Annotated in this window: 18 protein-coding genes; 8 read left to right on the top strand and 10 right to left on the bottom strand. The window is 72.9% G+C overall.

The window, feature by feature from the left end; all coding sequences use genetic code 11:
- Positions 1-134: 134 nt before the first annotated feature.
- Entirely contained in the window at positions 135-1,160 is a 1,026-nt protein-coding gene (locus FRAAL_RS18765; protein WP_011605418.1) for a hypothetical protein, read from the top strand.
- A 48-nt stretch (positions 1,161-1,208) separates the two neighbouring features.
- Here the strand turns inward: FRAAL_RS18765 and FRAAL_RS18770 are convergent, their stop codons facing one another.
- Positions 1,209-2,339 (bottom strand): YihY/virulence factor BrkB family protein, encoded by a 1,131-nt coding sequence (locus tag FRAAL_RS18770; protein ID WP_231861090.1) that lies wholly within the window; start codon positions 2,337-2,339, stop codon positions 1,209-1,211.
- A gap of 312 nt (positions 2,340-2,651) precedes the next feature.
- Between FRAAL_RS18770 and FRAAL_RS18775 the strand changes: the two genes are divergently transcribed.
- On the top strand, positions 2,652-3,419 hold the full coding sequence (locus FRAAL_RS18775) for a hypothetical protein (RefSeq protein WP_011605420.1): 768 nt from the start codon (positions 2,652-2,654) through the stop codon (positions 3,417-3,419).
- 35 nt (positions 3,420-3,454) lie between these two features.
- Here FRAAL_RS18775 and FRAAL_RS18780 read toward each other — a convergent pair whose 3' ends face one another.
- From FRAAL_RS18780 to FRAAL_RS18800, 7 genes are all read right to left on the bottom strand, one after another.
- Positions 3,455-4,933, bottom strand: coding sequence for an NAD(P)/FAD-dependent oxidoreductase (locus tag FRAAL_RS18780; RefSeq protein ID WP_011605421.1), 1,479 nt, complete (start codon positions 4,931-4,933; stop codon positions 3,455-3,457).
- 245 nt (positions 4,934-5,178) lie between these two features.
- Positions 5,179-5,325, bottom strand: coding sequence for a hypothetical protein (locus FRAAL_RS33165; RefSeq protein ID WP_157892143.1), 147 nt, complete (start codon positions 5,323-5,325; stop codon positions 5,179-5,181).
- A gap of 53 nt (positions 5,326-5,378) precedes the next feature.
- Positions 5,379-5,858, bottom strand: a complete 480-nt coding sequence (locus FRAAL_RS18785) for a hypothetical protein (protein WP_041939480.1) — start codon at positions 5,856-5,858, stop codon at positions 5,379-5,381.
- Between the two features lie 913 nt (positions 5,859-6,771).
- A complete protein-coding gene (locus tag FRAAL_RS30585; RefSeq protein WP_157892144.1) occupies positions 6,772-7,005 on the bottom strand; it encodes a hypothetical protein in 234 nt (77 codons plus the stop codon).
- A 33-nt stretch (positions 7,006-7,038) separates the two neighbouring features.
- On the bottom strand, positions 7,039-7,554 hold the full coding sequence (locus FRAAL_RS18790) for a protein kinase family protein (protein ID WP_011605426.1): 516 nt from the start codon (positions 7,552-7,554) through the stop codon (positions 7,039-7,041).
- A gap of 475 nt (positions 7,555-8,029) precedes the next feature.
- Complete coding sequence (locus FRAAL_RS18795) at positions 8,030-8,503, bottom strand: NUDIX domain-containing protein (protein ID WP_011605427.1); 474 nt, start codon at positions 8,501-8,503, stop codon at positions 8,030-8,032.
- The gene (locus FRAAL_RS18800; RefSeq protein ID WP_041939481.1) at positions 8,496-9,257 is read right to left on the bottom strand and encodes a hypothetical protein; all 762 of its coding nucleotides are present in this window, start codon (positions 9,255-9,257) and stop codon (positions 8,496-8,498) included. Before FRAAL_RS18800 ends, FRAAL_RS18795 begins: the two co-directional genes overlap by 8 nt.
- A 348-nt stretch (positions 9,258-9,605) precedes the next feature.
- On the opposite strand from FRAAL_RS18800, the gene FRAAL_RS18805 reads away from it, so the two are divergent.
- The 5 genes from FRAAL_RS18805 (at position 9,606) to nhaA (ending at position 16,014) form a co-directional block, all read left to right on the top strand.
- Positions 9,606-9,800, top strand: coding sequence for a hypothetical protein (locus tag FRAAL_RS18805; RefSeq protein WP_041939482.1), 195 nt, complete (start codon positions 9,606-9,608; stop codon positions 9,798-9,800).
- Positions 9,800-10,084 carry a hypothetical protein gene (locus FRAAL_RS18810; RefSeq protein WP_011605431.1) on the top strand — a complete coding sequence of 95 codons (285 nt, stop codon included), beginning with the start codon at positions 9,800-9,802 and terminating at the stop codon, positions 10,082-10,084. The genes FRAAL_RS18805 and FRAAL_RS18810 overlap by 1 nt, the downstream gene beginning before the upstream one ends.
- A gap of 758 nt (positions 10,085-10,842) precedes the next feature.
- Positions 10,843-11,553 (top strand): copper resistance CopC family protein, encoded by a 711-nt coding sequence (locus tag FRAAL_RS18820; protein WP_231861092.1) that lies wholly within the window; start codon positions 10,843-10,845, stop codon positions 11,551-11,553.
- Positions 11,554-11,555: 2 nt separating this feature from the next.
- Positions 11,556-14,111, top strand: coding sequence for a cytochrome c oxidase assembly protein (locus tag FRAAL_RS18825; RefSeq protein ID WP_231861093.1), 2,556 nt, complete (start codon positions 11,556-11,558; stop codon positions 14,109-14,111).
- Between the two features lie 442 nt (positions 14,112-14,553).
- The gene (nhaA, locus tag FRAAL_RS18830) at positions 14,554-16,014 is read left to right on the top strand and encodes a Na+/H+ antiporter NhaA (protein ID WP_011605435.1); all 1,461 of its coding nucleotides are present in this window, start codon (positions 14,554-14,556) and stop codon (positions 16,012-16,014) included.
- Here the strand turns inward: nhaA and FRAAL_RS18835 are convergent.
- On the bottom strand, positions 15,977-18,808 hold the full coding sequence (locus FRAAL_RS18835) for an HAD-IC family P-type ATPase (protein ID WP_083866843.1): 2,832 nt from the start codon (positions 18,806-18,808) through the stop codon (positions 15,977-15,979). The two genes, nhaA and FRAAL_RS18835, sit on opposite strands and share 38 nt — an antisense overlap.
- A 288-nt stretch (positions 18,809-19,096) precedes the next feature.
- On the bottom strand, positions 19,097-19,990 hold the full coding sequence (locus tag FRAAL_RS18840; RefSeq protein ID WP_011605438.1) for an undecaprenyl-diphosphate phosphatase: 894 nt from the start codon (positions 19,988-19,990) through the stop codon (positions 19,097-19,099).
- 858 nt (positions 19,991-20,848) lie between these two features.
- Between FRAAL_RS18840 and FRAAL_RS30590 the strand changes: the two genes are divergently transcribed.
- Complete coding sequence (locus FRAAL_RS30590; RefSeq protein ID WP_085949678.1) at positions 20,849-22,213, top strand: MFS transporter; 1,365 nt, start codon at positions 20,849-20,851, stop codon at positions 22,211-22,213.
- The last annotated feature ends 393 nt before the right edge of the window (positions 22,214-22,606 follow it).

The following is a 22,606-nucleotide window of genomic DNA, read 5'->3' on the forward strand; positions in this document are numbered from 1 at the left end:
CCGTCGGACCGTGGGGCCCGTTCGGGCGAGTCGATACACGCGGGGCGGGCGGTGCACAGACCGGTCCGCCCGGTCGGGCGGGTCGCGCGGCGCAGCAGGGACGCCGGTGCGGCCGAGCGTGAAGGGGGCTACCGATGAGGACGGTTCAGGCGCGGCTCGACCGGGCGGCGGCGATCGCCGACGCGACGATCTACCGGCACGATCCGGGCCATCGCCGGCGGGCCGGGGGGAGCGGGTCGGGCGGGCTCGTCGGGGTGCTGACCCCGGCCGCCTATGCCGTGCGCCATCCGGCTGACCGGGCCTACGCCCACGCCGAGTGCCTGTTGGAGGCCGGCCCCGACGCCGTGCTGACCGCACAGGTCCGCTGGCTGCAGATCACGACGCGGGAGCAGCACGTCCTCCGATCGGGCGGTGCCAGCGGCAGGTCGGACGCGCCCGTCGACGCCGACCCCGACGATCAGGCCGATTTCCTGCCCCACGAGGTCGACGAGGACGTGACGGTCGCGGACCTGCTCGCCGCGCGCCCCGGCCCGATCGGTCGTCCCCCGACTCCGTCGACCGGAACCTGGCCTCGCGGCTGGCTGCCTCATCTCAGCGCCCCCCGCCCGGCCCCCTGGGAGCCGGCCGCCGCGGCGGCGGACGGGCCGGGTAGGTCCAGGTCGGGGGCACACACGGTGCAGCTCCAGGCGCCGTCCGGCCGCCAGGTCCGGACAGTGGATCACGGTGGGACGGCGCCGACCCGGATCACCTGGGACACCTGGTCCGCCCAGGCGGAGCTGCGACTGAGCGCGGGGCTGTATCCCGGTCCGCACCCGCTGGTGCGGCTACGCGCGGAGCTGGTCAACACCTCCGGCTGGCCGCCCCACGCCGATGAGACCGGCGGCCGTGGCCCCGTGGGGTGGGCCGCCCGGACGCCGCGCGGGCAGGCGTTGCGCCATGCGCTGATCGGGGCACACGTGATCCTCGGCACGGACCAGGGTCGCTTCGTCTCCCTGAACGCGCCCCCCGACTGGGCGGCCGATGTCGCGCAGGACTGCATCAACGATGGCCTGTGGCCTGCGGTGGTCGGCGGTCCGGGCGACGGTCCGGGCGGCGGTCCGACCGCTGTGCTGCTCACGCCGGTCCGGATCTCGGACGATCCGGGTCCCTCCCCGGCGTGACGGGACCGTCGGCGTGGTGGCGGCGCCCCGGAACCTGGCCGAGATCCGTTATGGCCGGGGGCCGCGATCCAGGTCGGCCGCAGCCGACGGAGCGGGGTCGCCGGCGGCGGGGGCGGTGGCGGCACGACCCTCGCCAGGGGCCGACGGCGGCGGGTCGTCCGCCGGGAGCTGCTGGTCGGGCACATCGGTGAAGGTGACGTCCACCTGCTGGAAGCTCTTGAACTGCTCCGCCTTGGCATAGGAGGTGTAGGCCCGACGGTCGGAATCGGTCAGCTCGACGTCGTCGGTGAACGGGGTCAACAGCGCCCGCGGGTAGAGCCGGCCCGCCCGCACCGCGTTGATCTCCATGGCGAGGACCACGACGACGGCGAGGAAGTACAGCCAGGTCATCAGCCCGAGAACGAGCCCGAACAGGCCATAGACCTGGGTGGAGCCCTTGAGCTGGTGGGCGATGTAGTAGCTGCCCAGCGTCTGCACGAGCTGCCAGCCGAGCGCCGCGAAAACCGCCCCGGGCGCGATCTCGCGGACTCGGACGGACCGGGCGGTCAGGACCTTGAAGGCGACGAGGACCAGGCCGGCGTTGCCCGCCGTGGAGATGACGACCGCGAGTACCTGGAACCCGGCGGCCAACCGGCCGAACGCCGAGGCCCCGGTCGTGACGCTGGAAAGCACGGTCGTCATCAGCACACCGAGGCCGAGCAGGCCGATGAGGCTGAGGCTGCGCAGTCGGGCGAAGAACGGGTTCGGTCGGGCGCGGCGCGGTACCGCCCAGACGGTGTCGAGGGCGTTGCCGATCGCCCGGGCGACGCCGAGGCTGCCGGAGATGGCGCCGAGGACGCCGACGGCGACGGCGATCCCGCTGCCCTTGAGCGCCTGCACGTCGTCGCGGAGCTGATCGCCGATGATCGGGAACTGGCTCAGCGTCGAGGTCACAACCTGTTCCTGCAGGTCGGGATGGCCGTGCAGGACGAAGCCCAACCCGGTCGTGAGCAGCAGCAGCAACGGGAACAGCGACAGGAACGCGTAGAAGGTGATCAGGGCGGCGAGGTAGCCGCCCTGATCGTCGGCGAACTTGTAGATGACGGCGATGACGAACCCGACGCCACGGTTGCGTTGCTGGGCCCGGTCGATGCGGCCACCGAGCGCCATCCCGCGCCTCCCAAGGCCGTCCGTCGTCATGAAGCTGTCCCCCGTCCGGGTGGGCCGCATACCCGCTGACCTGCCGGTAAAGCGTTCCGACGGGTTGACAACGGACCTCCCACCACCTTGCGCCCGAATCGTCGCCATGGCTGGCCCGATCGGGTGATGCGCCGGCCGCGCGGCCGGGCTCCACCCGCATCCCCCGATCCGGGCGGCACCGCCGCGGGCTCCCTCCGCCGGCTCATCATCGCGTTGACGGATGGGCGCCCGTGGCCTTGGCTGATGCCGCCACCCTACGGACCTGATCGATCACAGGACAGCGACGGTCCACCGCCCGAAGGGAGTCCGCGGATGCGACGAGGTCTCAGGGGGATCGTCCCCGGCATCGGCGTGGGCCTGCTTCCCCTCGCCGTCCTTCCGATCCTGGCCGTGTCCGGCCCGGACGGGTCAGCCTCCGCGGTTCTGGCGCCGCCGGCAGACCACCCGTTCGTGCCGCCCGCCGACGCGGCCTCGACGCCGCCCGGACGAGGTGACACACCCGGCGACGAGCCGACCTACCTGATCGCCGATCTCGGACCGGTGAACCGGTCCGGCGCGAGCGGCACGGCCACCGCGACCCTGCGGGGGAACCTGCTGAGCATCCGGATCGCGACCCACGGGCTGGCGCCGGGACTGCCGCACCCCCAGCACATCCACATCGGCGGCAGCCATTCCTGCCCCGGCCCGGACGCGACGGGCACCGGCGCGGGGGGCCAGGTCCGTTCGGGCGATGCGAAGAAGTTGATCGGCGCCATCGCGGTGTCGCTCACCACGACCGGCGACACCGGCCCGGACAGCTCCTACGCGTTGGACCGCTTCCCCGTCGGCGACGCCGGCTACCAGCGCACCATCACCGTCTCTCCGAGAGTCGCCGCGCAGCTGCGCCGCGGCGAGGGCGTGATCGAGCAGCACGGTGTCGACGCGAACCACAGCGGCCGCTACGACGGGGCGGCCCGCAGCGACGTGAAACCCGAGCTACCCGAGGAGGTCTCCAACTCGGCCGCCTGCGGCCGACTCGTCACGAGCCCCACCGCGGTCCCGGTGGGCGGCGTGGCAGCCGGCGGCGGCGGGACCGCCTGATCCGATCCGGACACCGAGACGGACACCGGCCCGGATCACCGTCCCCCGACGCCGCCCACCGCATGGCCCGGTTGCGCCTGGGAGTCGCCCGAGTCGACGTCGACGTCGGCGCCCGCCCGTCCTGACGCCGCCGCGGGATAGATCCCAGTCTGCTCGGTGGCGTCGATCGTGGACTGCCGCCCGTCGGCGAAGCCGAGCTGCACGATCTGGTGCGGGATGACCAGGTCCAGCGCCCAGTCGGTGAGCACCCTGACCCGGTTGGACCCGTTGTTCAACGCGTACGCGTGGTACGCCCGGGTGACCACGGCCGCGGGTAGACCGTGCAAGGTGACCCCCAACGGGTTGGCCACCGCGTCACGCCCGCCCAGATCGACCACGAATCCGAGATCGCGGTGCCGGTATGGCCGGGCGGTGCCGTGGCCCAGGGACGCCGCCACGTTGCGGGCGGCGGCCGCAGCCTGGCGCACGGCATGCTGGGCGGTCTGACCGGCCGGGGCGCCCGAGCGGGTCACGTCCGGCACCGCGGCGGCGTCGCCCAGCGCGAACAGGCCATCCACCTCGGGGACGCGGAAGCAGTCGTCGACGACGAGGCGACCGTGCGTGGTCGGCAGGCCCAGCTTGGCCACGAGCGGGCTCGGGGACACCCCCGCGCACCAGACCACCGTGTGGGTGTCGATCGTCTCGTGGCGGTCGGGGGCCTCCGCCTGGCCGAGGCGGACGGTGCGCTCGGTGACCTCGTTCACCGCCGTCCGCAGCCGGAGCTCGACGCCGCGGGCGGTCAGCACGTCGGCGGCCCGATGGCCGAGCGCCGGCGCCAGCTCGTGCAGCAGGCTCGGCGCGTGGTCGACGAGCACCCAACGGACCTCGGCGGCCCGCACCCGCGGATAGTTCACCACCGCGCGCCGGCTGAAGCGGGTCATCTGCGCGGCGAGCTCCGTGCCCGTGTACCCGCCGCCGACGATCACGAAGGTGCACAGGGCACGCCGGCGGGCATCGTCGGTGGTGGCGTCGGCCCGCTCGAACTGCCGCAGCACGTGGTCGCGCAGATGGACGGCCTCGGCGAGGTTCTTCAGGCCGATCGCGTGCTCGCGCACGCCGGGGATGTCGAAGGTCCGCGTGACCGAGCCGGGAGCCAGCACGAGCCGATCCCAACCCAGCTCGTCGACGGTGCCGTCGCTGCCCTGCACAGTCACCGTGCGGGCCCGGGTGTCGACCGCCACGGCATGGCCCAGGCGCAGCACGGTGCGGCGCAGCGCTCCCCGGGTGGCCACCGCCAGATGCCGCGGCTCCACCGAGCTCGCGCAGACCTGCGGCATCAGGGAGGTGTAGAGCAGATGGTCCACCGGGGAGACGACGGTGAGTTCCGCCGCCGACGTCGGCAGCAGACGCTCCAGCCGCCGCAGCAGCCGCAGTCCGGCGAACCCGCTGCCCACCACGACCACGCGGGACGCTGCCGCCCCGGACCCGGCGGCGGCCCCGGCGGCGGCCCCGGCCGGGTCGGAGGAGGAGCTCACCCGATCGGCCGCCCTGCCGGCACCCAGGAATCGACGCAGGGGCGCCGGCAACGACGACGTTGATGGGGGCACGTTCCACCTCCGGAGGCCGCACAGGGCGGTAGCGGTCGGGCGAGGACAGGCGCGGGCGCGTACCGGCCCGAGGAAATGCGGACCGCGCCGGCCACCTTCCCCTGCGTGCCCGGCCATGCGGCCAGGCAACCGCCCGCCGCAGCGGTCTCGCTCCACCCGATCGGTTTTCGTGATCATGGATGCGGAATCACGTCAACACCGTTGATTATCTTGCTGGACGTCCAGAGCTCCGCCGCCGCGCGACGGCCTTCACAGCCGCCGGACGCGCAGCACGCGGTGCCGAACGACGGGCCGAGATGTCGCCGGTCATCCTGGTCCACGCGATCACCTCATCTGTGCTGGTCGCACAGATCCCGGCACCGCGTCGACCCGACTACTGCTTTCTTCCCTCGACGTATCCCTGGGCCGCCTGCACGTACTGGTGTCCGCCGGCACGGTAAACCAGTGCGGCCCAGATGTTGGTGCCCGTGAAGGTCTCCGAGCACCAGGCGCCTCCCGGGGCGGAGCCGATGGTGCCGGTCTGACCGAGATCCGAGCCGTTCGGGGTGGTACCGACCTGGCCCAGGACGGCGTACTTGCCATTGGGCCGCAGGTTGCGGAACTGCACGATGAACTGGCCAAGGGACGGGCCCGCCGACCTTCCCCAGATGACGAGCTCGGCCGCGTCGTCCTGCTGGCCGTTTTCATCCACGGGATAGCGCGTGGCCGTCGAGTCGAGGGGGACGATCCGCCACCCGGGCAGGTTCTGACTGCAGAAGCCCTGGGATGCGGACGCAGGCGAGGCGCCCGCAAAGGTCAGAACTGACGCAGCCACCCCCACCAGGGCGACGACCAACAGCCGGCGTAGACGCATGAACGCTCCTCAAAGCGAGAATGGATGCGCAAGCGGTCGACTCGTCACAACTACCGGCGCAGCGTCATTTTTCGCGTAAAGAGGGCGAGCGTCAAGCTTTTCAAAAACCCTACGAGACACCACGGGCGGGTCGGCGTCAGATTCGGCGCGGCTGCCGTCAACCCGGACGACGGCCCGATGTGCTGCCCTGGAGTTTCGACCGGTAAAATGCCAAGAATACGGCAGACAATTCCTGTCGAATGTCGACCTGTCGGCTACCCGACATCTTCTTGCCGGCGTGCCTGCGGTTCGCGGCGCCGGCATTGCTGCTCTGGAGCCCGGCAACCTGCGGATGTGGTTCTCGGATAACCCGCCGGGGAGGCGGCCAGGCATGGCTGGATGACGACAGCCTGCCCCCCAGCCCGGCCGAGGGAGACGAGCTGACGGCGACCGGGAAGGACTGGGTCAGCATCGTCAGTGAGGCACAGGACCATGTGGCAGGCATCCAGCTAGAAGCCTGGGCCACGGAGCCCCCCCGCCAGGAGGACTGGGAGATCTCGGAGGACTTCCAGGTCAGCGCCTTGATCCTAAATCGAGGAGTTCGACAGCGTACGACGGCTGTTCACGACGGCTGTTCGCGGTCGAGCGCTTGCGCCTGGCGGTGCGGCCTTGGTCAGGATCCTGGTTTAGACAGTGACGCTGACGTGGTGGCGGATGTCCCAGCGGCAGGCGCGCCCGGCACGGCGGAGCGCACCCCATCTCGCACGATCTTCTTCACGAGCATGCCGCCCGGCTGGTCACGTAGAGAATCAGACAGTGCCACGGTGTTGGAGCAAGCGGGGCGTCGCCAGCGGCTCGACGAGCCCCACGTTCCCGACCCATCGGCCATCTGGCCCAGGGAAGCTGGGATCGGCAGCAAGGACAGGATCAGCCTTCACTGAGCCCGCCATGACCTTGATCGGCGTTGTTCCGCCCAGCGCCCCGCAATGCCCGCGGCCCGGAGCTTCCACCCCGGCGCGCCCATCCCTGCGACCTGGTGCCACACCCGCTCGTTGGCCGTCACGAATGCAGTCAGCGCGCCGTCGTCTACCCAGGTGGGGAAGGTGGCGCCCCACGCCTCGGCTTCCTCGACGCTGTGACCGGCGACCATGAGCAGGAAGGCGACCATCGCCAAGTCCACCCACGGCGCGCCCCGGCACGCTCAGGCCCAGTCAACGATCACGGCCCGCTGGCCGGTGATCAGAATGTTGTGGCGGTTGAGGTCGGTGTGTAGCAGGGCCTCGCCGGTCATGGCGGGTTCCTGGCCGTAGTGCCGTTCGACTCTGGCCGTGGCGTGCGGTGGCAGGGGGATGCACTGGAGTCGGTCAAGGGCTGCACGGAAGAGGGGAAGGTCCGGCGAGCCGGGGGTGAAGTCCGCGTGCCGCCCTGCCACATGTTCGAAGCCGAGGACGGTCCACCCGTCCGCCTTGACGTGCCACAGGAGCTCGGGCGCGATGTCCCGCACGTACGGGTTGGTCGCAGCCTCATTTCGCAAGGACGGGGCGAAGGGCCGGCCCTGCGCCGCCTTGACGAACACCAAGCCGCTGTCGGTCTCCAGCGTCGCCGTGAGGTCGGAGCGGCCCCCGTCGGCAGAGTGGGACGCCATGACACGTCCCGCCCGTTCTTCTACCTCGCGCCGGACCGTGCTCGGCAGTTCGGCCCACACGATCCGGGTCACGGCGCTCCCTTCGATGGCGTTACAGGAGATCAGCCGGAGTCATGGCAGGGGTGATTACACGTGGTGTTGCACGACGGCTTGCCGTCACAGTCCCCCGGCAGAGCCCACATGCTCTCGTCCACCTCGTACCCGGTGGCGCGCGCGGCGGTACGACGTGGCGAGCCTCGACGATCAAGGCTGTTCTTGCCTCGGCTGCTGCTGATCGACTTCGTGCTGAGTCGGGCACGTCGACTTGATCGGTAGCGCCTGGACGCAACGAGACAAGGATCATGGCCATCAAAATCGCTACTGGGGATCAAGGTGGCCGCGACTCTCACTGATCAACGCACGTCATTCTGAGCATCAACACGAAGAATATTTCGATCATGACCCCCTTACCCTTCAGTGATCTTCCCCCTGGGCAAGCCACCCGGTCCGTCGCGCAGGACTTTCCGGAGTGCAGGCGGACAGTGACGCAGTGTCGGCTGAGTCTTCCCTAGCCGAGGTAGGGAGTCGACTGGCGGGCAAAGAAGTGATCGACTCGCAGACGCATGGACGGATGCAAGTTCAACGTGTCGAGTTCCTCCACCGCGACGAAACGCGCCTCCTTTGCTTCGCTGCCGTCCGCCAACAGTGTCCCGCCGGTCACCCGAGCTTCAAAGCACACCGCGAACTGCTGCCGGACCTCTCCATCGTCGTAGGCGATCACATGCCGCGGGTCCGTGTAGGTCCCCAGGATGCCGATGATCTCTACGGTCAGCCCGGTCTCCTCCCCGACCTCTCGCGCTGCCGCTTCGGGCAGGGATTCGCCCACCTCCATCTGCCCACCCGGGAGCGCCCACCGGCCGTTGTCCGATCGGCGGATGAGCAGCACCCGGCCCCGCTCATCGGGAACGACGACGGTAGCCGCCGGGACGATCGAATTCGGCTTCGGTGCGGCCGGATCGTTGTAGAAGTCCCTTCTAGCCACGGTGGACCACGCTCCCCTCTACCGGCACGGAGCCGGAGTACACCCGGTCGAAGCTGCTCATGTAGTGGTCGAACAGCCGACCGCCCGGGATCCGCTGGACATGGACCACGGGGCTCTGAGCGGCCGGAGCTCCGAACACGTGGGTGTTCGCGAGCAGGACGTCATCGAAACGGTAGATGGAGCTGTAGAGCGTCGTACTGTGCAGATGGATGTGAACCCCTGGCGCCCCAATGGCGTCTTGCAGGTGGGTCAGAGACAGCTTGATCCGAGCGGACACCCCGCCGAACACCCCCTCTTCGGCTCCCCGTGCGGCCACTGCCTCCGAGTCAGGATCACCGAGGAGCACGCGCACGCGCACACCGTTCTCCGCCTTGTGGATAAGCCGCTTGGCGAGGTCGGGAGTGCCATCGGTCAGGAACAACCCGGCGTAGACCAGGACATCGACGCAGTCCTTCGCCTGGTCGAGGAGCGATGCCCAGAGGTTCAACGGGACGGCGCCCCGGTGGGGGTACAGGGTGACGAACTCGGCTCGGCTCGCCGAGTCCTGGCGCGCGTCATCAACGAGGGCAGGCCAGAGGTACGCCGGATCTTCCTTGAGCAGTGCCGCGACTTCGAGAGCCGTTCGTCGGCGCGGTGTCCTGCCCTTCGAGAGCCAGCGTTCCGCCGTCTTGTGATCAACACCTACCGCTTCGGCCAGGCTCGCAGGATCCATTCGTCTACTCGCCAGGGCGGCGCCCAGACGCTCATTTCGCATGCCGACTCCGAAAGGACGCAACGGGACGCCTTGCCGGGCGCCGTGACATCCCCAAGCGTCCCATGCGGGCGGTAGCAGTGTCCTCCGTACTGCGTGACGCTCGTGTGGCGTTCCGTCCGGGCAGCTATCCCCAGCATCGGCCCCCGGGCGGGGCGCCTACTGGCACCGGGCGCGCTTCAGCTACGGGCGGGCGTGCCCGGTGTCCTCGACCAACAGGAGGCGGGCGGATGGGCGTGACCAGGGGGCCGGAAGGGGGCGACCGTGGCTGACAAGCGGAGCACCCACCGGTCAGGCGGGACACTAGATGAGGCACTCCCGGATCCGACTCATCCGGTACAGCTACCGGCGATGCCGGGCGTCAACGTGCACCACACGTCAGGCCGCACTACGGCGATCGTCGACACCGGCGTGAGACTGGCCGACATCATGCTTGCCCTGGGCGACGTGGCGCCAGGCGCTCGCCTGGTCGAGGCGATCAGCAACGTCGGCACCACCATGCTCGTGTTCGATCAGGACGTCCCGCAGGACGGTGAGGCCACCTGATGATGGTGATCGTCGACTTCGCCAACCCTGACCGGGCAACCGCCCATGTGACGGTGGACGAGACCGAGCCCGGCCATGACGCGGTAGCCCTCGCTCGACGCTTCCGCGACGCCATCCCGTACGCGGCCAGGGTGCGACTGTTCAGGCCCGGCGGTTCCATCGATACGGACCGGGAGGGGGCTCCGACCCCCGGGGAGGTCCTGGAAGACGTCGTTAACCGTCTGCTTGCCAGTAGGCGTGTGGTTCGACCTGCGAGCGGCGGCGAGGAGTCACAGACCGCTTGACCTGCACCAACGGCCACCAGGACTATGACGTCCGCGCCTGGTGGCCGTCGTCAGGCCATCCGATCAGCCTGCCAGAGCTTCTACCGACGCCAGAGCGACGCCCGTTCCCGACCGGCGCAGTCGGCCCGACGATGGCGCGGCGTACCTGCGGACGGTCGAGATGGATAGGCGCAACCGGGCCGCAGCATCGGCGAACGACACCGCGGTATCAGGCCCCTGATCAGGGGGGCGGGCTCGATCGGCTCACTGGTCACCAGGGGGGCGGGCTCCACGACAACGGGCGCCAGGGGTGGCGCCAGGGTGGCGGCATCGGTCGGGGTGCCGCTGATGCTGGTCGCGGTCGGGGCGCCGTACAGGTCCCGGATGATCTGCTCACGACTGGCCGGGCGCCGCTCCCCGATCTCGTGGCAGAGCCGGACCATGACCGCGGCTCGCTGGGTGGGTGTGAGCCTCATGACTGCACACCCGCAAGCGACCGGGCCAGGGCCCGCACAGCCGACGGGACCGCGAACCGGCCCAGTTGCCCCCTGGCAGCCTCGACCGCCCACGCTGGCGGTTCGGGTAGGGCCGACAGGTCCGGCCGTGGTGACGGCTTGAGCCGGTTCGTGGGTGCGGTCGACGGGGGCAGGATCGTGGGCCCTGTCCTTCTGATCTTCGATGCTGCCTGGCGCGCTCGCGCGACAGCCGCCCCTGCTGGTACGCGGGTTCCGCCCGGCAGTGCCCACGATCCACGTTCTACCGCGCGTAGAATCTGGCGGGTGCGACGACAGGTGCAGACGGCTTCCGCGCGTCCCGGCGGCGCCCGGCGGAACAGGTTCGCCGCCGCGGTCGGCGTCGTCGCCGCGATCCTTCCCGCGCTGCTGCTGGCCCTGGCGGCCCCCGCCGCGGCGCACTCCAGGCTCGTGGCCACCACGCCGGCCGGGGACAGCGTGGTGGCCACCGCCCCGGGCGAGATCACGTTGACCTTCAACGAGTCCGTCTCGTCCCGCTACACCCACGTCGCCGTGACCGGCGCCGACGGTGCCAGCGTGATCAACGGGGCCACGATGGTCGAGGGCGCGACGGTCCGCCAACCGCTCATGGCGCTGGCCGGCGGGCGCTACACGGTCTCCTACCAGGCCGTCTCCGAGGACGGCCATCCCGTCGGGGGGACGTTCACGTTCACCGTCGCCGGACGGGCGAGCTCCCGGGGCGGCGCCGCCGGCTCCGCGTCGGCGGCCGCAGGCGGCGGGCCCGCCCCCGGCGTCGGCGCGGCCACCGCCACGACCACACCTGGCGCGGGGATCGCGGCGGTTCCCGGCGGGTCCGCCTCGACGGCGCCCGCCGCCGACGCGCACGATGGGGGCGGTGGGGACGGTGGGGGTGTCGGCGGGGCCCTCTTCGTGGTGATCACCGCCGTCGTCGTCCTCGTGGTCGGCGGCCTGCTCGTCTTTCTGATCCTGCGCCGTCGTCAACCCGGAGCGCGCTGACCATGGACATTTCGGCCTCGACGGGCCCGCCCGCCTCGACCGACGACCCCGTTGCCGCGGAGGTCCGCCCGCCGGGGGACGCCATCGCGGCACCGGCGACGGCCGCGCCGACGGCTACCCGGCCCGTGGGTGCAGTGCGGCCCGTGGGTGCCGTGCCCCGCGCGCTGCCCGTCGCGGCGCTGGCCGGCTGTGCCGTGCTGGCTCTCGTCGTCGGCTTCGGCCCGGGTCCGCTCCGGCTTCCCGGGCTGCCCTCGTCAGGCGAGGGCACCTACTGGGCGTTGCCGTTCGCCCGGCTGGTGGGCCGGATCGCCTCGGTCGCCACGCTCGGCTGGCTGCTCGCCGCCGCGGTCCTGCTTCCGGCCCGGCGCGTCCCCGTGCGCCGCGACCGCGAGCCGTCCAGTGCGGACGATGCGCCGGCATCGCTCGCCGACGACACTGCCCCGCGCACGGACGACGCGGCCCCGCGCACAGGCGAGGCCGCCCCGCGCACAGGCGAGGCGGCCCCGCGCACAGGCGAGGCGGCCCCGCGCACCGGCGACGTGGCCACACGCGCGGGGGCGCAGGCGAGGGCTCGCTCGGATGACCGGCCGCCCGCCGGCCTGCCGGAACGCGCGGCCGGGTCCCGGCAGCGGCCGCTGACGTCGACCGCGCGCCGCTGCGGGCGGTACGCGGCCGATGCCGCGGTCGTGTGGATGATCGCCACACTGGCGGAGCTGGTGTTCACCCTGTCCGACGTCTCCGCGCAGCCGGCCGGGGACGTGCTCGACCTGCACGCGCTGCGCTCGTTCGTCGCCTCGACCGAGCAGGGGCGCGCCCTGCTCACCGTCGCCGCGCTCGCCGCCGTGGTGGCGATCGTGGGCCGCACGGTGACGACGACGACCGCGGCCGGCGCGCTGCTCGCCGTCGCCGCCGTCGGGCTGCTGCCGCCGGTGCTGGCCGGGCACGCCGCCACGTCTGGTGACCACGCGATCGCGGTGGTAGCGCTCGCCGTCCACATCCTCGCCGCGTCGGCGTGGGCGGGCGGGCTGCTGGGGCTGTTGTCCGCCGTGCGGCTGCCCGCCGGCTCCTTCGGCCCGGCGCTGCGGCGGCACAGCCGGTTCGCCGCCGGTGCGGCGGCTGCCACCGCGGTCAGCGGGATCGGCGGGGCCGCGCTGCGGCTCGGCGGCCTCGCGCCGCTGTGGGAGACCCGCTACGGCCTGCTCGTCACGCTCAAGGCGGTGGGCCTGATCACCGCGGTCGCGCTGGGCGGCCTGTTGCGCCGCCGGGTCGTCGACCGGGTCACCACGGCCACGGCAGAGACTGGAACGACGGCGAACACGCGAACCGCGGCAGAGACTGGAACCACGGCAGGGGCGGTCGGTCGGTTCGTGCGGCTGGCGGGCGTGGAACTGATCGTGCTGACGGCGACGCTGGGCCTGGCCGTGGGGCTGTCCCGCACGGCGCCGCCGGTGGACGACGCCCTCGTCCCCGCCGACCCGACCCGGGCGCTGCTCGGCTACCCGATGCCGCCGCCGGTGTCGGCCGCCCGGCTGGCCGGCGACTGGCGGATCGACTGGGTGTTCCTCAGCGCCTGCGTGCTCGCCGCCGGGCTGTACCTCGCCGGGCTGCTCCGCCTGCGCGCCCGGGGCATCCGCTGGCCGGTGGGGCGCACCATCGCCTGGCTGTGCGGTCTGGCCGTCGTCGTCTTCGCCACCTCCAGCGGGCTGGGGCGCTACGGGCCCGTCCTGCTCAGCGTGCACATGACCCAGCACATGCTGCTGAGCATGTGCGCCCCGATCCCCCTCGTCCTCGGCGCGCCGGTGACACTGGCGCTGCGGGCGATGCGTCCCGCGCGGGCCCCGCACCGCAGCGGGCCGCGGGAGTGGCTGGTGGCGGTGCTGCACTCGTGGCCGGTGCGGGTGCTGACCCATCCGGCGTGGGTGACGGCGAACTTCATCGGCAGCCTCTACGTGCTGTACATGACGTCGCTGCTGACCACGCTCATGCACAACCACCTCGGTCACCTCTACATGAACGTGCACTTCCTCGCGGTCGGCGTGCTGTTCTTCGAGCTGCTCATCGGGATCGACCCGTTGCCGCGGCGGCTGCCGCACCCTGGGCGGATCATCATGCTGCTGAGCGCCGTGCCGTTCCACACCTTCCTCGGAATAGCGATCATGAGTGAGTCGTCGCTACTCGCCGCCGACTGGTACGGCCGGCTGGTGCGGCCGTGGGGCGTCAGCGCGCTCAGCGACCAGCACACCGCCGGCGCCATCGTCTGGGCGTTCGGCGAACTGCCGACGTTCGCCGTGCTCGTCGTGCTTGTCATCCAGTGGTCGCGGATGGATGACCGGCGCACCCGGGCCCGTGAGCGCCGCATCGCCGCCGCCGGCGACGTCGACGCGGAACTCGACGCGTACAACGCCTACCTCGCCCGACTCGCCGACGGCCCGACCCGCCGCCGAACCGCCGCGACGGTCAGCCCGGCGGTCAGGATGACGACCACGCCTCCCGCGCCCCGGACCGCCCCGGACGACGAGGGTCGCGGCGGACGCCAGGCGACCGGGGGCGGCGGCTGACGGCACCCGCAGCCGGGTTCTCGGTGGGCTCCCGGCGGGTTCTCGCTGCGCGCCGTGCCCGGGGAGACATTCGTCGCCACCCGTCGCCCCCGCATCCGCCTTTCGCCGAGAGTGGCGCGAGCCGAGGGCATGGACGCGTAACCGTGAACGAAATAGCCCAGCGCCGGTTCCCGCCGTATTGGCAGTGCATTGTCCCCGCAAATCCCGGTCCGCGGCCGGCCACCAGCGGAATGTCGGCACGGCTGGGCGACCCGTCGAATTGCGGTACGCCCGCCCTCGTCACGACCCCCGGAAAAGCCCTCGACAACGGGTCCGGACGTGGCGTCCTCGCCGTCGACACCGCGGGAGAAGAAATTTCTCGTTACGATCTCCGAGACGGCCGGTAATCCGCCGCCGATCCGCAGACGCCGTCGCGCGGCGGCCGCGACGGAGGAGCAGTGACGTGTCGCAACCGCCCCCTGAACCGGGCCCGGTCCGCCGCCGAACTGTACGCAGGCGGGCCATTGTCCCAGGGCAGGGACGGGGCCCGGGCCGGTGGTCGCAACGGCTGCCCCGCGGCGCCCGAGGGGCAGATCGCGACGGGTTCGCCGCTTTTCTGCGGGCGGAGACCACCGGCGGGCTGCTCCTGCTCGCCGCGACGGTGGCCGCCCTGGTCTGGGCGAACACCGCCCCCGGCACCTACCACACGGTCTGGTCCACCCCGGCCGGCCTCGGACCGTCCTGGCTACACCTCGCCGACATGCACCTCACCGACTGGGTCGCCGACGCCCTGCTCGCCGTGTTCTTCTTCACCGTCGGCCTCGAACTCAAACGCGAACTCACCCTCGGCACCCTCGCCGACCGCCGCAGCGCCGCACTCCCCGTCGCCGCCGCCGCCGGCGGCATGCTCGCCCCCGCCCTGCTCTGCCTCGCCCTCACCCACCACACCCCCGGCGCCGGACACGCCTGGGCCATCCCCGTCGCCACCGACATCGCCTTCGCCCTCGGCGTGCTCTCCCTCGCCGGCCCCCGAGTCCCGCCGGGGCTACGCACCGTCCTGCTCGGCCTCGCCGTCGCCGACGACCTCGGCGGCATCCTGCTCATCGCCCTCGGCCTCAACCACGGCATCAACCCCGCCTGGCTCGCCACCGCCACCACCCTGCTCGCCACCACCGCCCTCGCCCACCACCGCCGCTGGACCTCCCCGCTACTGCACCTCCCCCTCGCCGCCGCCGTCTGGATCAGCCTGCACGCCGCCGGCATCCACCCCACCGTCGCCGGCGTCGCCCTCGGCCTGCTCGTGCGCGTCCACCCCGACCCCGACGAACCCGAAGCACCCGCCACCCGCCTCGAACGCCACCTCGGCCCGATCAACGCCGCCGTGATCCTCCCCGCGTTCGCCCTGTCCGCCACCGGGGTCTCCCTCACCCCGCACGCCCTGCTCCACGTCGCCACCGACCCGATCAGCCGAGGCGTCGCCGTCGGCCTGCTCGCCGGCAAACTCCTCGGCGTCCCCGCCGGCGCCTGGCTCGCCGTCCGCCTCCACCTCGCCCGCCTCCCCGACGGCGTCCGCTGGCGCCACCTGGTCCCCCTCGGCCTACTCGCCGGCATCGGCTACACCGTCAGCCTCCTCATCACCCGCCTCGCCCTGCCCGACCCCACCGCGGTCGACGGCGCCTCCACCGCCATCCTCACCGCCTCCGTCGCAGCCAGCGCCCTCGCCCTCACCGCCCTGCGCAGCCCGCTCGCCACCGTCGGCGCCCCGGCCACCCGCGGATCGAGCAGGCCAGCCACGCAGGTCGGCGGCGTGGCCGGACCGATCCCGCAGACCCGGCGGGAGTCCGACGGCGGCCCGACCGGCGGGCAGGAGCCGCCCCCGGCGCGGGTCAGGCGCGCCCCCCCGGCGTCCCCCCACCCGCGGTGACCTCATCCCGCGCGTCGGGTGTGTCGCCGGTGCCCGGCCCGGCGCTCGGCGCGGCGGGCCCGGCACCGGGTGCCGACAGCGCCGACAGCGCCGGCGGGGCCGATGGCGCCGGCAGGGTCCGCACGTTGCTCTGCGTCACCGAGGGGCGACGCGCCGCGGCGAGTTCGCCGCGCGACGCCGCGGCGGACAGGTGCCGGCGGGTCAGCAGCCAGACGAGTTCGAGCAGGACCCCCGCGCCCGCGGCGATGCCCGCACCGGTCCACGGGCCGGTCGTTCCCACCAGCGACAGCTGGAAGAACTCCTGGCCGAACGGGATCACCAGGACCAGCACGAAGGCGACCGCCATGGTCAGGACCAGGGCGATCCGCCACCACGTGTAGGGGCGGGCGACGATCGCCAGCGCCCACAGCGCGACGAGGAACAGCGTCAGGGTCGCCATCGACGTCTCAGCGTTCAGATCGTCGTAGATCGACCGCGCCACCAGGTAGGACGCCATGGTCGCCGCCGCGGCGAGGATCCCGGCAGGCAGCGCGAAGCGCAGCACCCGGCCGACGAAGTCCGGGCGGGCCCGCTCGGCGTTCGGGGCGAGCGCGAGGAAGAACGCCGGGATGCCGATCGTCAGCGAGCCGAGCAGGGTGAGATGCCGCGGCAGGAACGGGTAGGGCACCCGGGTGACGACGACGAGGAGGGCGAGCAGAACCGAATAGACGGTCTTCGTCAGGAACAGGTTCGCGACCCGTTCGATGTTGCCGATGACGCGGCGTCCCTCGGCGACGACGGACGGCAACGTCGCGAAGCTGTTGTCGAGCAGGACGATCTGCGCGACGCCGCGGGCCGCCTGGCTGCCCGAACCCATCGCGACGCCGATGTCGGCGTCCTTGAGGGCGAGAACGTCGTTGACGCCGTCGCCGGTCATCGCGACCGTGTGCCCGCGCGACTGCAACGCGGCGACCATCGCCCGCTTCTGCTGCGGGGTCACCCGTCCGAAGATCGAATGGGTCTCCAGGGCGTCGGCGAGGCCGGCGGGATCGGTCGGCAGCGTTCTCGCGTCCACCGGCGCGTCGGCGCCGGGCAGGCCCAGGGAACGGGCGACCGCGCCGACGGACAGCGCGTTGTCCCCGGAGATCACCTTCGCCGCGACGTTCTGCTCGGCGAAGTAGCGCAGCGTGTCCGGCGCGTCGGCCCGCAGCCGCTGGGCGATGACGACGATCGCGACCGGCACGACGGCCGCCGGGACACCCGCCGGGTCGGCAAGCGCGCCGTCGAGCGCAGCGGTGAACCGACCGAGCAGCAGTACCCGCAGGCCGCGCGCCCCGTGGCCGTCGACCTCGGTGAGCACCGGATGACCGGCGGGCAGCAGCACGTCCGGCGCGCCGAGCAGCCAGGTGGCGACGCCGCCGGCCGGGTCAACCAGGGTGGCACCGCTCCACTTGCGGGCCGAGGAGAACGGGGCGTCCGCGCGCACCGTCCAGCCCGCCGGCGCCGGGTAGGCGTCGATGATGGCCTGCATGCTGGGGTTCGGCCGGGTGTCGGCGGCGCCGAGCGCGCCGAGCACCCGGCGGGCCGCCTCCGCCGCGGGGCTGCCGTCGGCGTCAGTAGCCGCGGTCGCACCGGCAGCCACAGTCGCACCGGTAGCCACGGTCGCACCGGTAGCCGCGGTCGCACCGGTAGCCGCGGTCGCATCGACGATGCGTAGCTCGGCGACGTCCATCGCCGCCTCGGTCAGGGTGCCGGTCTTGTCGAGGCAGACGACGTCGACGCGGGCCAGCCCCTCGATCGCCGGCAGTTCCTGAACGAGACACTGGCGGCGCCCCAGCCGTACCACCCCGACGGCGAAGGCCACCGACGTGAGCAGCACGAGCCCCTCGGGCACCATCGGCACCAGGCCCGCGACCATCCGGCGGATCGCCTCGGGCAGGTCGTCGTCGTTGACGAGGATCTGGCTGATGATCAGTGCGACGCCGGTCGGAATGATCATCCAGGTGACGACCCGCAGGATCGTGCTGACGCCGGCGCGCAGCTCGGAGTGCACCAGGGTGAACCGGCTGGCCTCCTCCGCGAGCTGCGCGGCGTAGGCCTCGCGGCCCACCCGGGTCGCCCGGAAGGCTCCCCCGCCCGCGACCACGAAGCTGCCGGACATCACCTGGTCACCCGGCTGCTTGTGCACCGGGTCGGCCTCTCCGGTGAGCAGCGACTCGTCGACCTCCAGGTGCTCGGCCTCGACGACGACGCCGTCGACGCCGATCCGGTCGCCCGGCCCGAGCTCGATGACGTCGTCAAGGACGATCTCGGCCACGGCGAGCGGCGCCGCGACCCCGTCGCGGCGCACCACCGGCCGGGACTCCCCGACCACCGCCAGGCGGTCCAGGGTGCGCTTCGCGCGCAGCTCCTGGAACAACCCCACCAGGGTGTTCGCGACGATCACGCCGCCGAACAGGGCGTCCTGCAACGGGCCGACGACCAGCACGAACGCCAGCAGGACGCCGATGATCGCGTTGATCCGGGTGAACACGTTGGCGCGGACGATCTGCCCGAGGGTCCGGCTGGAGCGCAGCGGCACGTCGTTGACGTGGCCGTCGGCGATCCGCTCGGCGACCTCGGCCGCGGTCAGCCCGGCGGCGGCCGCGACGGCCGCCACGGATCCGACCTCCCCGCCCGACGCGTCCTCACGGCCCGACGCACCTTCACGGCCCGACGCGTCCTCACGGCCCGACGCGTCCTCGCCGGTCGCCGTGTCCGGGTCGTCGTGCCGCCCCGGAGACGGCCGCGCTCCCGCGACCCCTGGCCGATTCATGGCGTCCTCCACGCTCCGTCGCGGCCGCCGCCAGGAGCTCGGCGGCGGCGTCGGGCATCGCCTGCTGGGCCCGGTCCGGCGGACGGCCGGCGCGCGCACCACGGATCCATGCGCGTGCCCGGGGACGGCCACGTCCCGGCATGCCGCGTCCCCTCGGCGCCGTGTTCCCCGTCACCGCGCCGAGCAGGTACCCCGCACCCCCGCCCACCGCGCGTCGCGTTCCGTACGCCGCATGGGCCGCGAGCCCACCGTAGTTGACGCGACCCCGGCGGGTCCGGCAGCGGGTCGTCAGTCGGCCGCGGCACCCGCGTCCGCGCTGATCGCGCCGCCGGCGAGCAACGCCAGCAACAGCAGCCCCAGCGCGACCCGGTACAGCACGAACGGCGCGAAACTGCGGGTCGAGATGTAGCGCAGGAACCAGGCGATGGCCGCGTAGCCGGTGGCGAACGCCACGACCGTGGCGACGATCGTCGGTCCCCAGGACACCTCTTCGCCGTCCCCGCCTTCGCGGTCCCCGCCGATCGACTTCAGCTCGAACACGCCGGAGGCCAGCACCGCGGGCATCGCCAGCAGGAACGAGTAGCGCGCGGCCGCCTCCCGGGTGTAGCCGAGCAACAGCCCGCCGCTGATCGTCGCCCCCGACCGGGACACGCCCGGGATCAGCGCGGCCGACTGCGCCAGCCCGTAGAGCAGGCCGTCGCGCACCGACAGGTCGCGCAGGGTCTTGCGCGGCCGCGGCAGCGAGTGCCGCCCGCGCGGGCGCCCCTTCGAGGCGTACCAGTCCGCGCCCCCGAGGATGAGACCGAGCACGATCAGCGTCGTCGCGATCAGGCGCAGGTCGCGAAACGGGCCCTCGATGGCGTCCTGCAACGTGACACCGAGCAGACCGATCGGGATCGTGCCGAGGAGGACCAGCCAGCCGACGCGGGCGTCGGTGTCCTTACGCATCTCGCGGCGGGTCCACGACAGCGCCCAGGCCCGCACGATCCGCGCGATGTCCCTCCGGAAGTAGATCAGCACCGCGGTCTCGGTGCCGATCTGGGTGACCGCGGTGAACGCGGCGCCGGGATCGTCCCAGCCGGCCAGCGCGGCGGTGATCCGCAGGTGGGCGCTGGAGGAGACGGGAAGGAACTCGGTCAGGCCCTGGACGAGCCCGAGGACCGTGCCCTCGAAGTAGTTCACGGGCGCCGACCGGAGCCCGCGGGCCCCCTGCGCCCACCGCACCCGGGCTGTCCGCCGGGCCAGGACTGCCCGGCGGACCACAGCTGCCTGCCGGGGCGGGGCCACGTGCCGGCCGGCGGGTCACCCGCCCGCCGGGTCCGGTCTGGTCGCGTCATCCGTCTGCACCCCTCCACGTGCCTCACGCTAGCGGAGCGCGAAGCACACTCTCAGGGCGGGCAGCACGGCCACATCGCCGCCCGCGGCCGCGGCGACGCGCCCGGATCGCCGGCATCGTGCCTGGTAGGGTGCGTGGCACCTCGTCGTCCGGTTTCCGACCATCGTGGCTGGTATGGGCGGCGGTCGTCGATGCGTTCGCCGCGCGTCGGCGGCTCGGGCGGTCGCCGCGACGGCGTCCACGCCCGAGCCGGACGTTGCCGGGCCTCGTCACCCCGCCGGATTCGCGCCCGCTGCGCGCTGTGGCCCGCGGACGCATCCATGAACCTTTCTCACGACGACGCCGCCGTCCCCCCGGACGCGCCCCATCCCCTCACCGCGTCGCCCCACCGTTTCCCGCGTCGGACGCCGGCCACCGCCACCGGCCCTCGACGCGCGACCGCCCTGCCCCACCTGGGCCGTTCCGGGCGAAGCCACCCCGGCGCGACGCACCGACCCGCCACCCCCGAACCGCCTTCCCTCGGACCGACCTCCCCCGAACCGACGACCCCCGAACCGACGACCCTCAAGCCGACGACCCTCGAGCCGACGACCCTCGAGCCGAGGTCCCCCGAACCGGTGTCTGCTGGGTCCGCCTCCCCCGTCGCGGCCTGTCCCCGGCCGGCAGAGCAGTCCATCCCGACGGGCTCATCGCCCGTTCGGACCATGCCCGCACCACCCGCACCACCCGCCGCTCCCGACGGCGTGGCGACCCGCGGTTACGGCGCGTTGGTGGACCAGCCGGGCGGGTGGGTGCGCGTCGCGGCCGGACTGGTGGGGCGGCTACCCATCTCGATGCTGGGTCTGGGCAGCCTTCTGCTCGTGGCGGACGTCACCGGCTCCTACGGCCAGGCCGGTGCCGTCAGCGCGACCCTGGCCCTGGCCGGCGCCCTCGCGGGTCCCGTGATCAGCCGGCTCATCGACCGGGCCGGCGCCCGCCGGGTGCTGCTCGTGCTCACCGGCCTGCACGTGCTCGCGGGTGCCGTGTTCGGGTTCGTGGTGCTGGTCCGGGCGTCGACCGCGATGGTGCTGGCCGCGGCCGCGCTGACCGGCGCGACACTGCCCCAGGTCGGCGCGGTGGCCCGGGAACGCTGGGCCACCCTGCTCGCGGGCTCGCCCACCCTCCAGTCGGCCTACGCCCTGGAGTCCGTGCTGGACGAGGTGGCGTTCGCCCTTGGGCCCGCCGCGGCCGGCCTGCTCGCCGGTGCGCTGCCCCCCGCCGGGCTGATCGCCGCCCTGGCCTGCGCGGCGACGGCGGTACCGCTGTTCGCGGCCCTCCCGGCCCCGGATGCGCCCCGGCCCGTCCCGACCATGCCCGCCACCGTCACCACACCCGGCGCCCTGCCCGCCACCGTCACCACGCCCGCCACCGTCACCACGTCCGCCACCGGTGCCCGGCCCGACGCAGGCACCCCACCCGACGCCGGCACCTGCGCAATGGCCGCCCCCCGATCCGTACCGGTGGCGCTGCTGCCCGGCATGCCGTCAGTGATCATCGTTTTCGTCGGACTCGGCGGATTCTTCGGCGCCGGTGAGGTCGCTCTGATCGCGCTCGGCCGCGAGCATGGTTGGGGAGCCGGCGCTGGGCTGCTACCCGTCCTGATCACCGTGGTGAGCCTGCTCAGCGGGCTGGTCTACGGCGCGCGGCCGGCCACCGGCGACCCGGTGCGCCGGTTCGCGCTTGCGGGCGTGGCGCTGGCGGTGGCGGCGGTGCTGATCCCGGCCACCGACCGGCTGGTCCTGGTCGTGGTGGGGGCCGGCCTCGTCGGCCTCCCCCTGGCCCCGCTGATGATCCTCGGAAACACCGTCGCCGGACGGCTGGTTCCCGCCGCCCGGCGGACCGAGGGCTTCACCTGGCTCACCGCCGGAACGAGCGTCGGGGCAGCGGTCAGCTCGCCGCTGTGCGGGATGGTCGTGGACGCCGCCGGGGCGCGGCCGGCGACCGTCGCCATCCCGATCTCGGCCGGGTTGGCCGCCGTCGGCGCGCTGCTCGCGGCGCGGTCCGACACCGCTCGATCCGACACCGCATGAGGCGACACCGCCCGATCGGACACCGCGTGAGCCGACACCGCCCGATCCGACACGCATGAGCCGACACCGCACGGACCGATCCCGCGCCCGGTCCGCCGTCCCGGACCCGAACGGCTGACCCGATCCGTGCGGCGCCGTCCGCGAGCGTGCATCGCCGATGGCTTCACCGTCGCGCCATATATTCGCACGGGAAATCTCACCTTCCGTTCATCTTCGGACCGCATGGTGTCATCGGAACGCGGGGTCCGTCGACGCATGCCCTGATCCGCGCCACGGGTGGCCGAGCCGCTGCGACGGCGTCGGATCCACGCGTGCAGCACGTCCACGGCAGCAACGGGAGGTCCGATGATGAACCATCTGCTCGCAGGAGTGATCATCGAGGTGGTCGGGACA

It is taken from the genome of Frankia alni ACN14a (genome assembly GCF_000058485.1).
GTDB classification, from domain to species: domain Bacteria; phylum Actinomycetota; class Actinomycetes; order Frankiales; family Frankiaceae; genus Frankia; species Frankia alni.

What these genes read in the sequence shown, in the direction of transcription:
- FRAAL_RS18765 (WP_011605418.1), top strand. Translation starts at nt 135, where the DNA reads ATGAGGACGGTTCAGGCGCGGCTCGACCGGGCGGCGGCGATCGCCGAC.
- FRAAL_RS18770 (WP_231861090.1), bottom strand. Translation starts at nt 2,339, where the DNA reads ATGACGACGGACGGCCTTGGGAGGCGCGGGATGGCGCTCGGTGGCCGC.
- FRAAL_RS18775 (WP_011605420.1), top strand. Translation starts at nt 2,652, where the DNA reads ATGCGACGAGGTCTCAGGGGGATCGTCCCCGGCATCGGCGTGGGCCTG.
- FRAAL_RS18785 (WP_041939480.1), bottom strand. Translation starts at nt 5,858, where the DNA reads ATGCGTCTACGCCGGCTGTTGGTCGTCGCCCTGGTGGGGGTGGCTGCG.
- FRAAL_RS30585 (WP_157892144.1), bottom strand. Translation starts at nt 7,005, where the DNA reads ATGGTCGCCTTCCTGCTCATGGTCGCCGGTCACAGCGTCGAGGAAGCC.
- FRAAL_RS18800 (WP_041939481.1), bottom strand. Translation starts at nt 9,257, where the DNA reads ATGCGAAATGAGCGTCTGGGCGCCGCCCTGGCGAGTAGACGAATGGAT.
- FRAAL_RS18805 (WP_041939482.1), top strand. Translation starts at nt 9,606, where the DNA reads ATGCCGGGCGTCAACGTGCACCACACGTCAGGCCGCACTACGGCGATC.
- FRAAL_RS18810 (WP_011605431.1), top strand. Translation starts at nt 9,800, where the DNA reads ATGATGGTGATCGTCGACTTCGCCAACCCTGACCGGGCAACCGCCCAT.
- FRAAL_RS18825 (WP_231861093.1), top strand. Translation starts at nt 11,556, where the DNA reads ATGGACATTTCGGCCTCGACGGGCCCGCCCGCCTCGACCGACGACCCC.
- FRAAL_RS18835 (WP_083866843.1), bottom strand. Translation starts at nt 18,808, where the DNA reads ATGAATCGGCCAGGGGTCGCGGGAGCGCGGCCGTCTCCGGGGCGGCAC.
- FRAAL_RS30590 (WP_085949678.1), top strand. Translation starts at nt 20,849, where the DNA reads ATGCCCGCACCACCCGCACCACCCGCCGCTCCCGACGGCGTGGCGACC.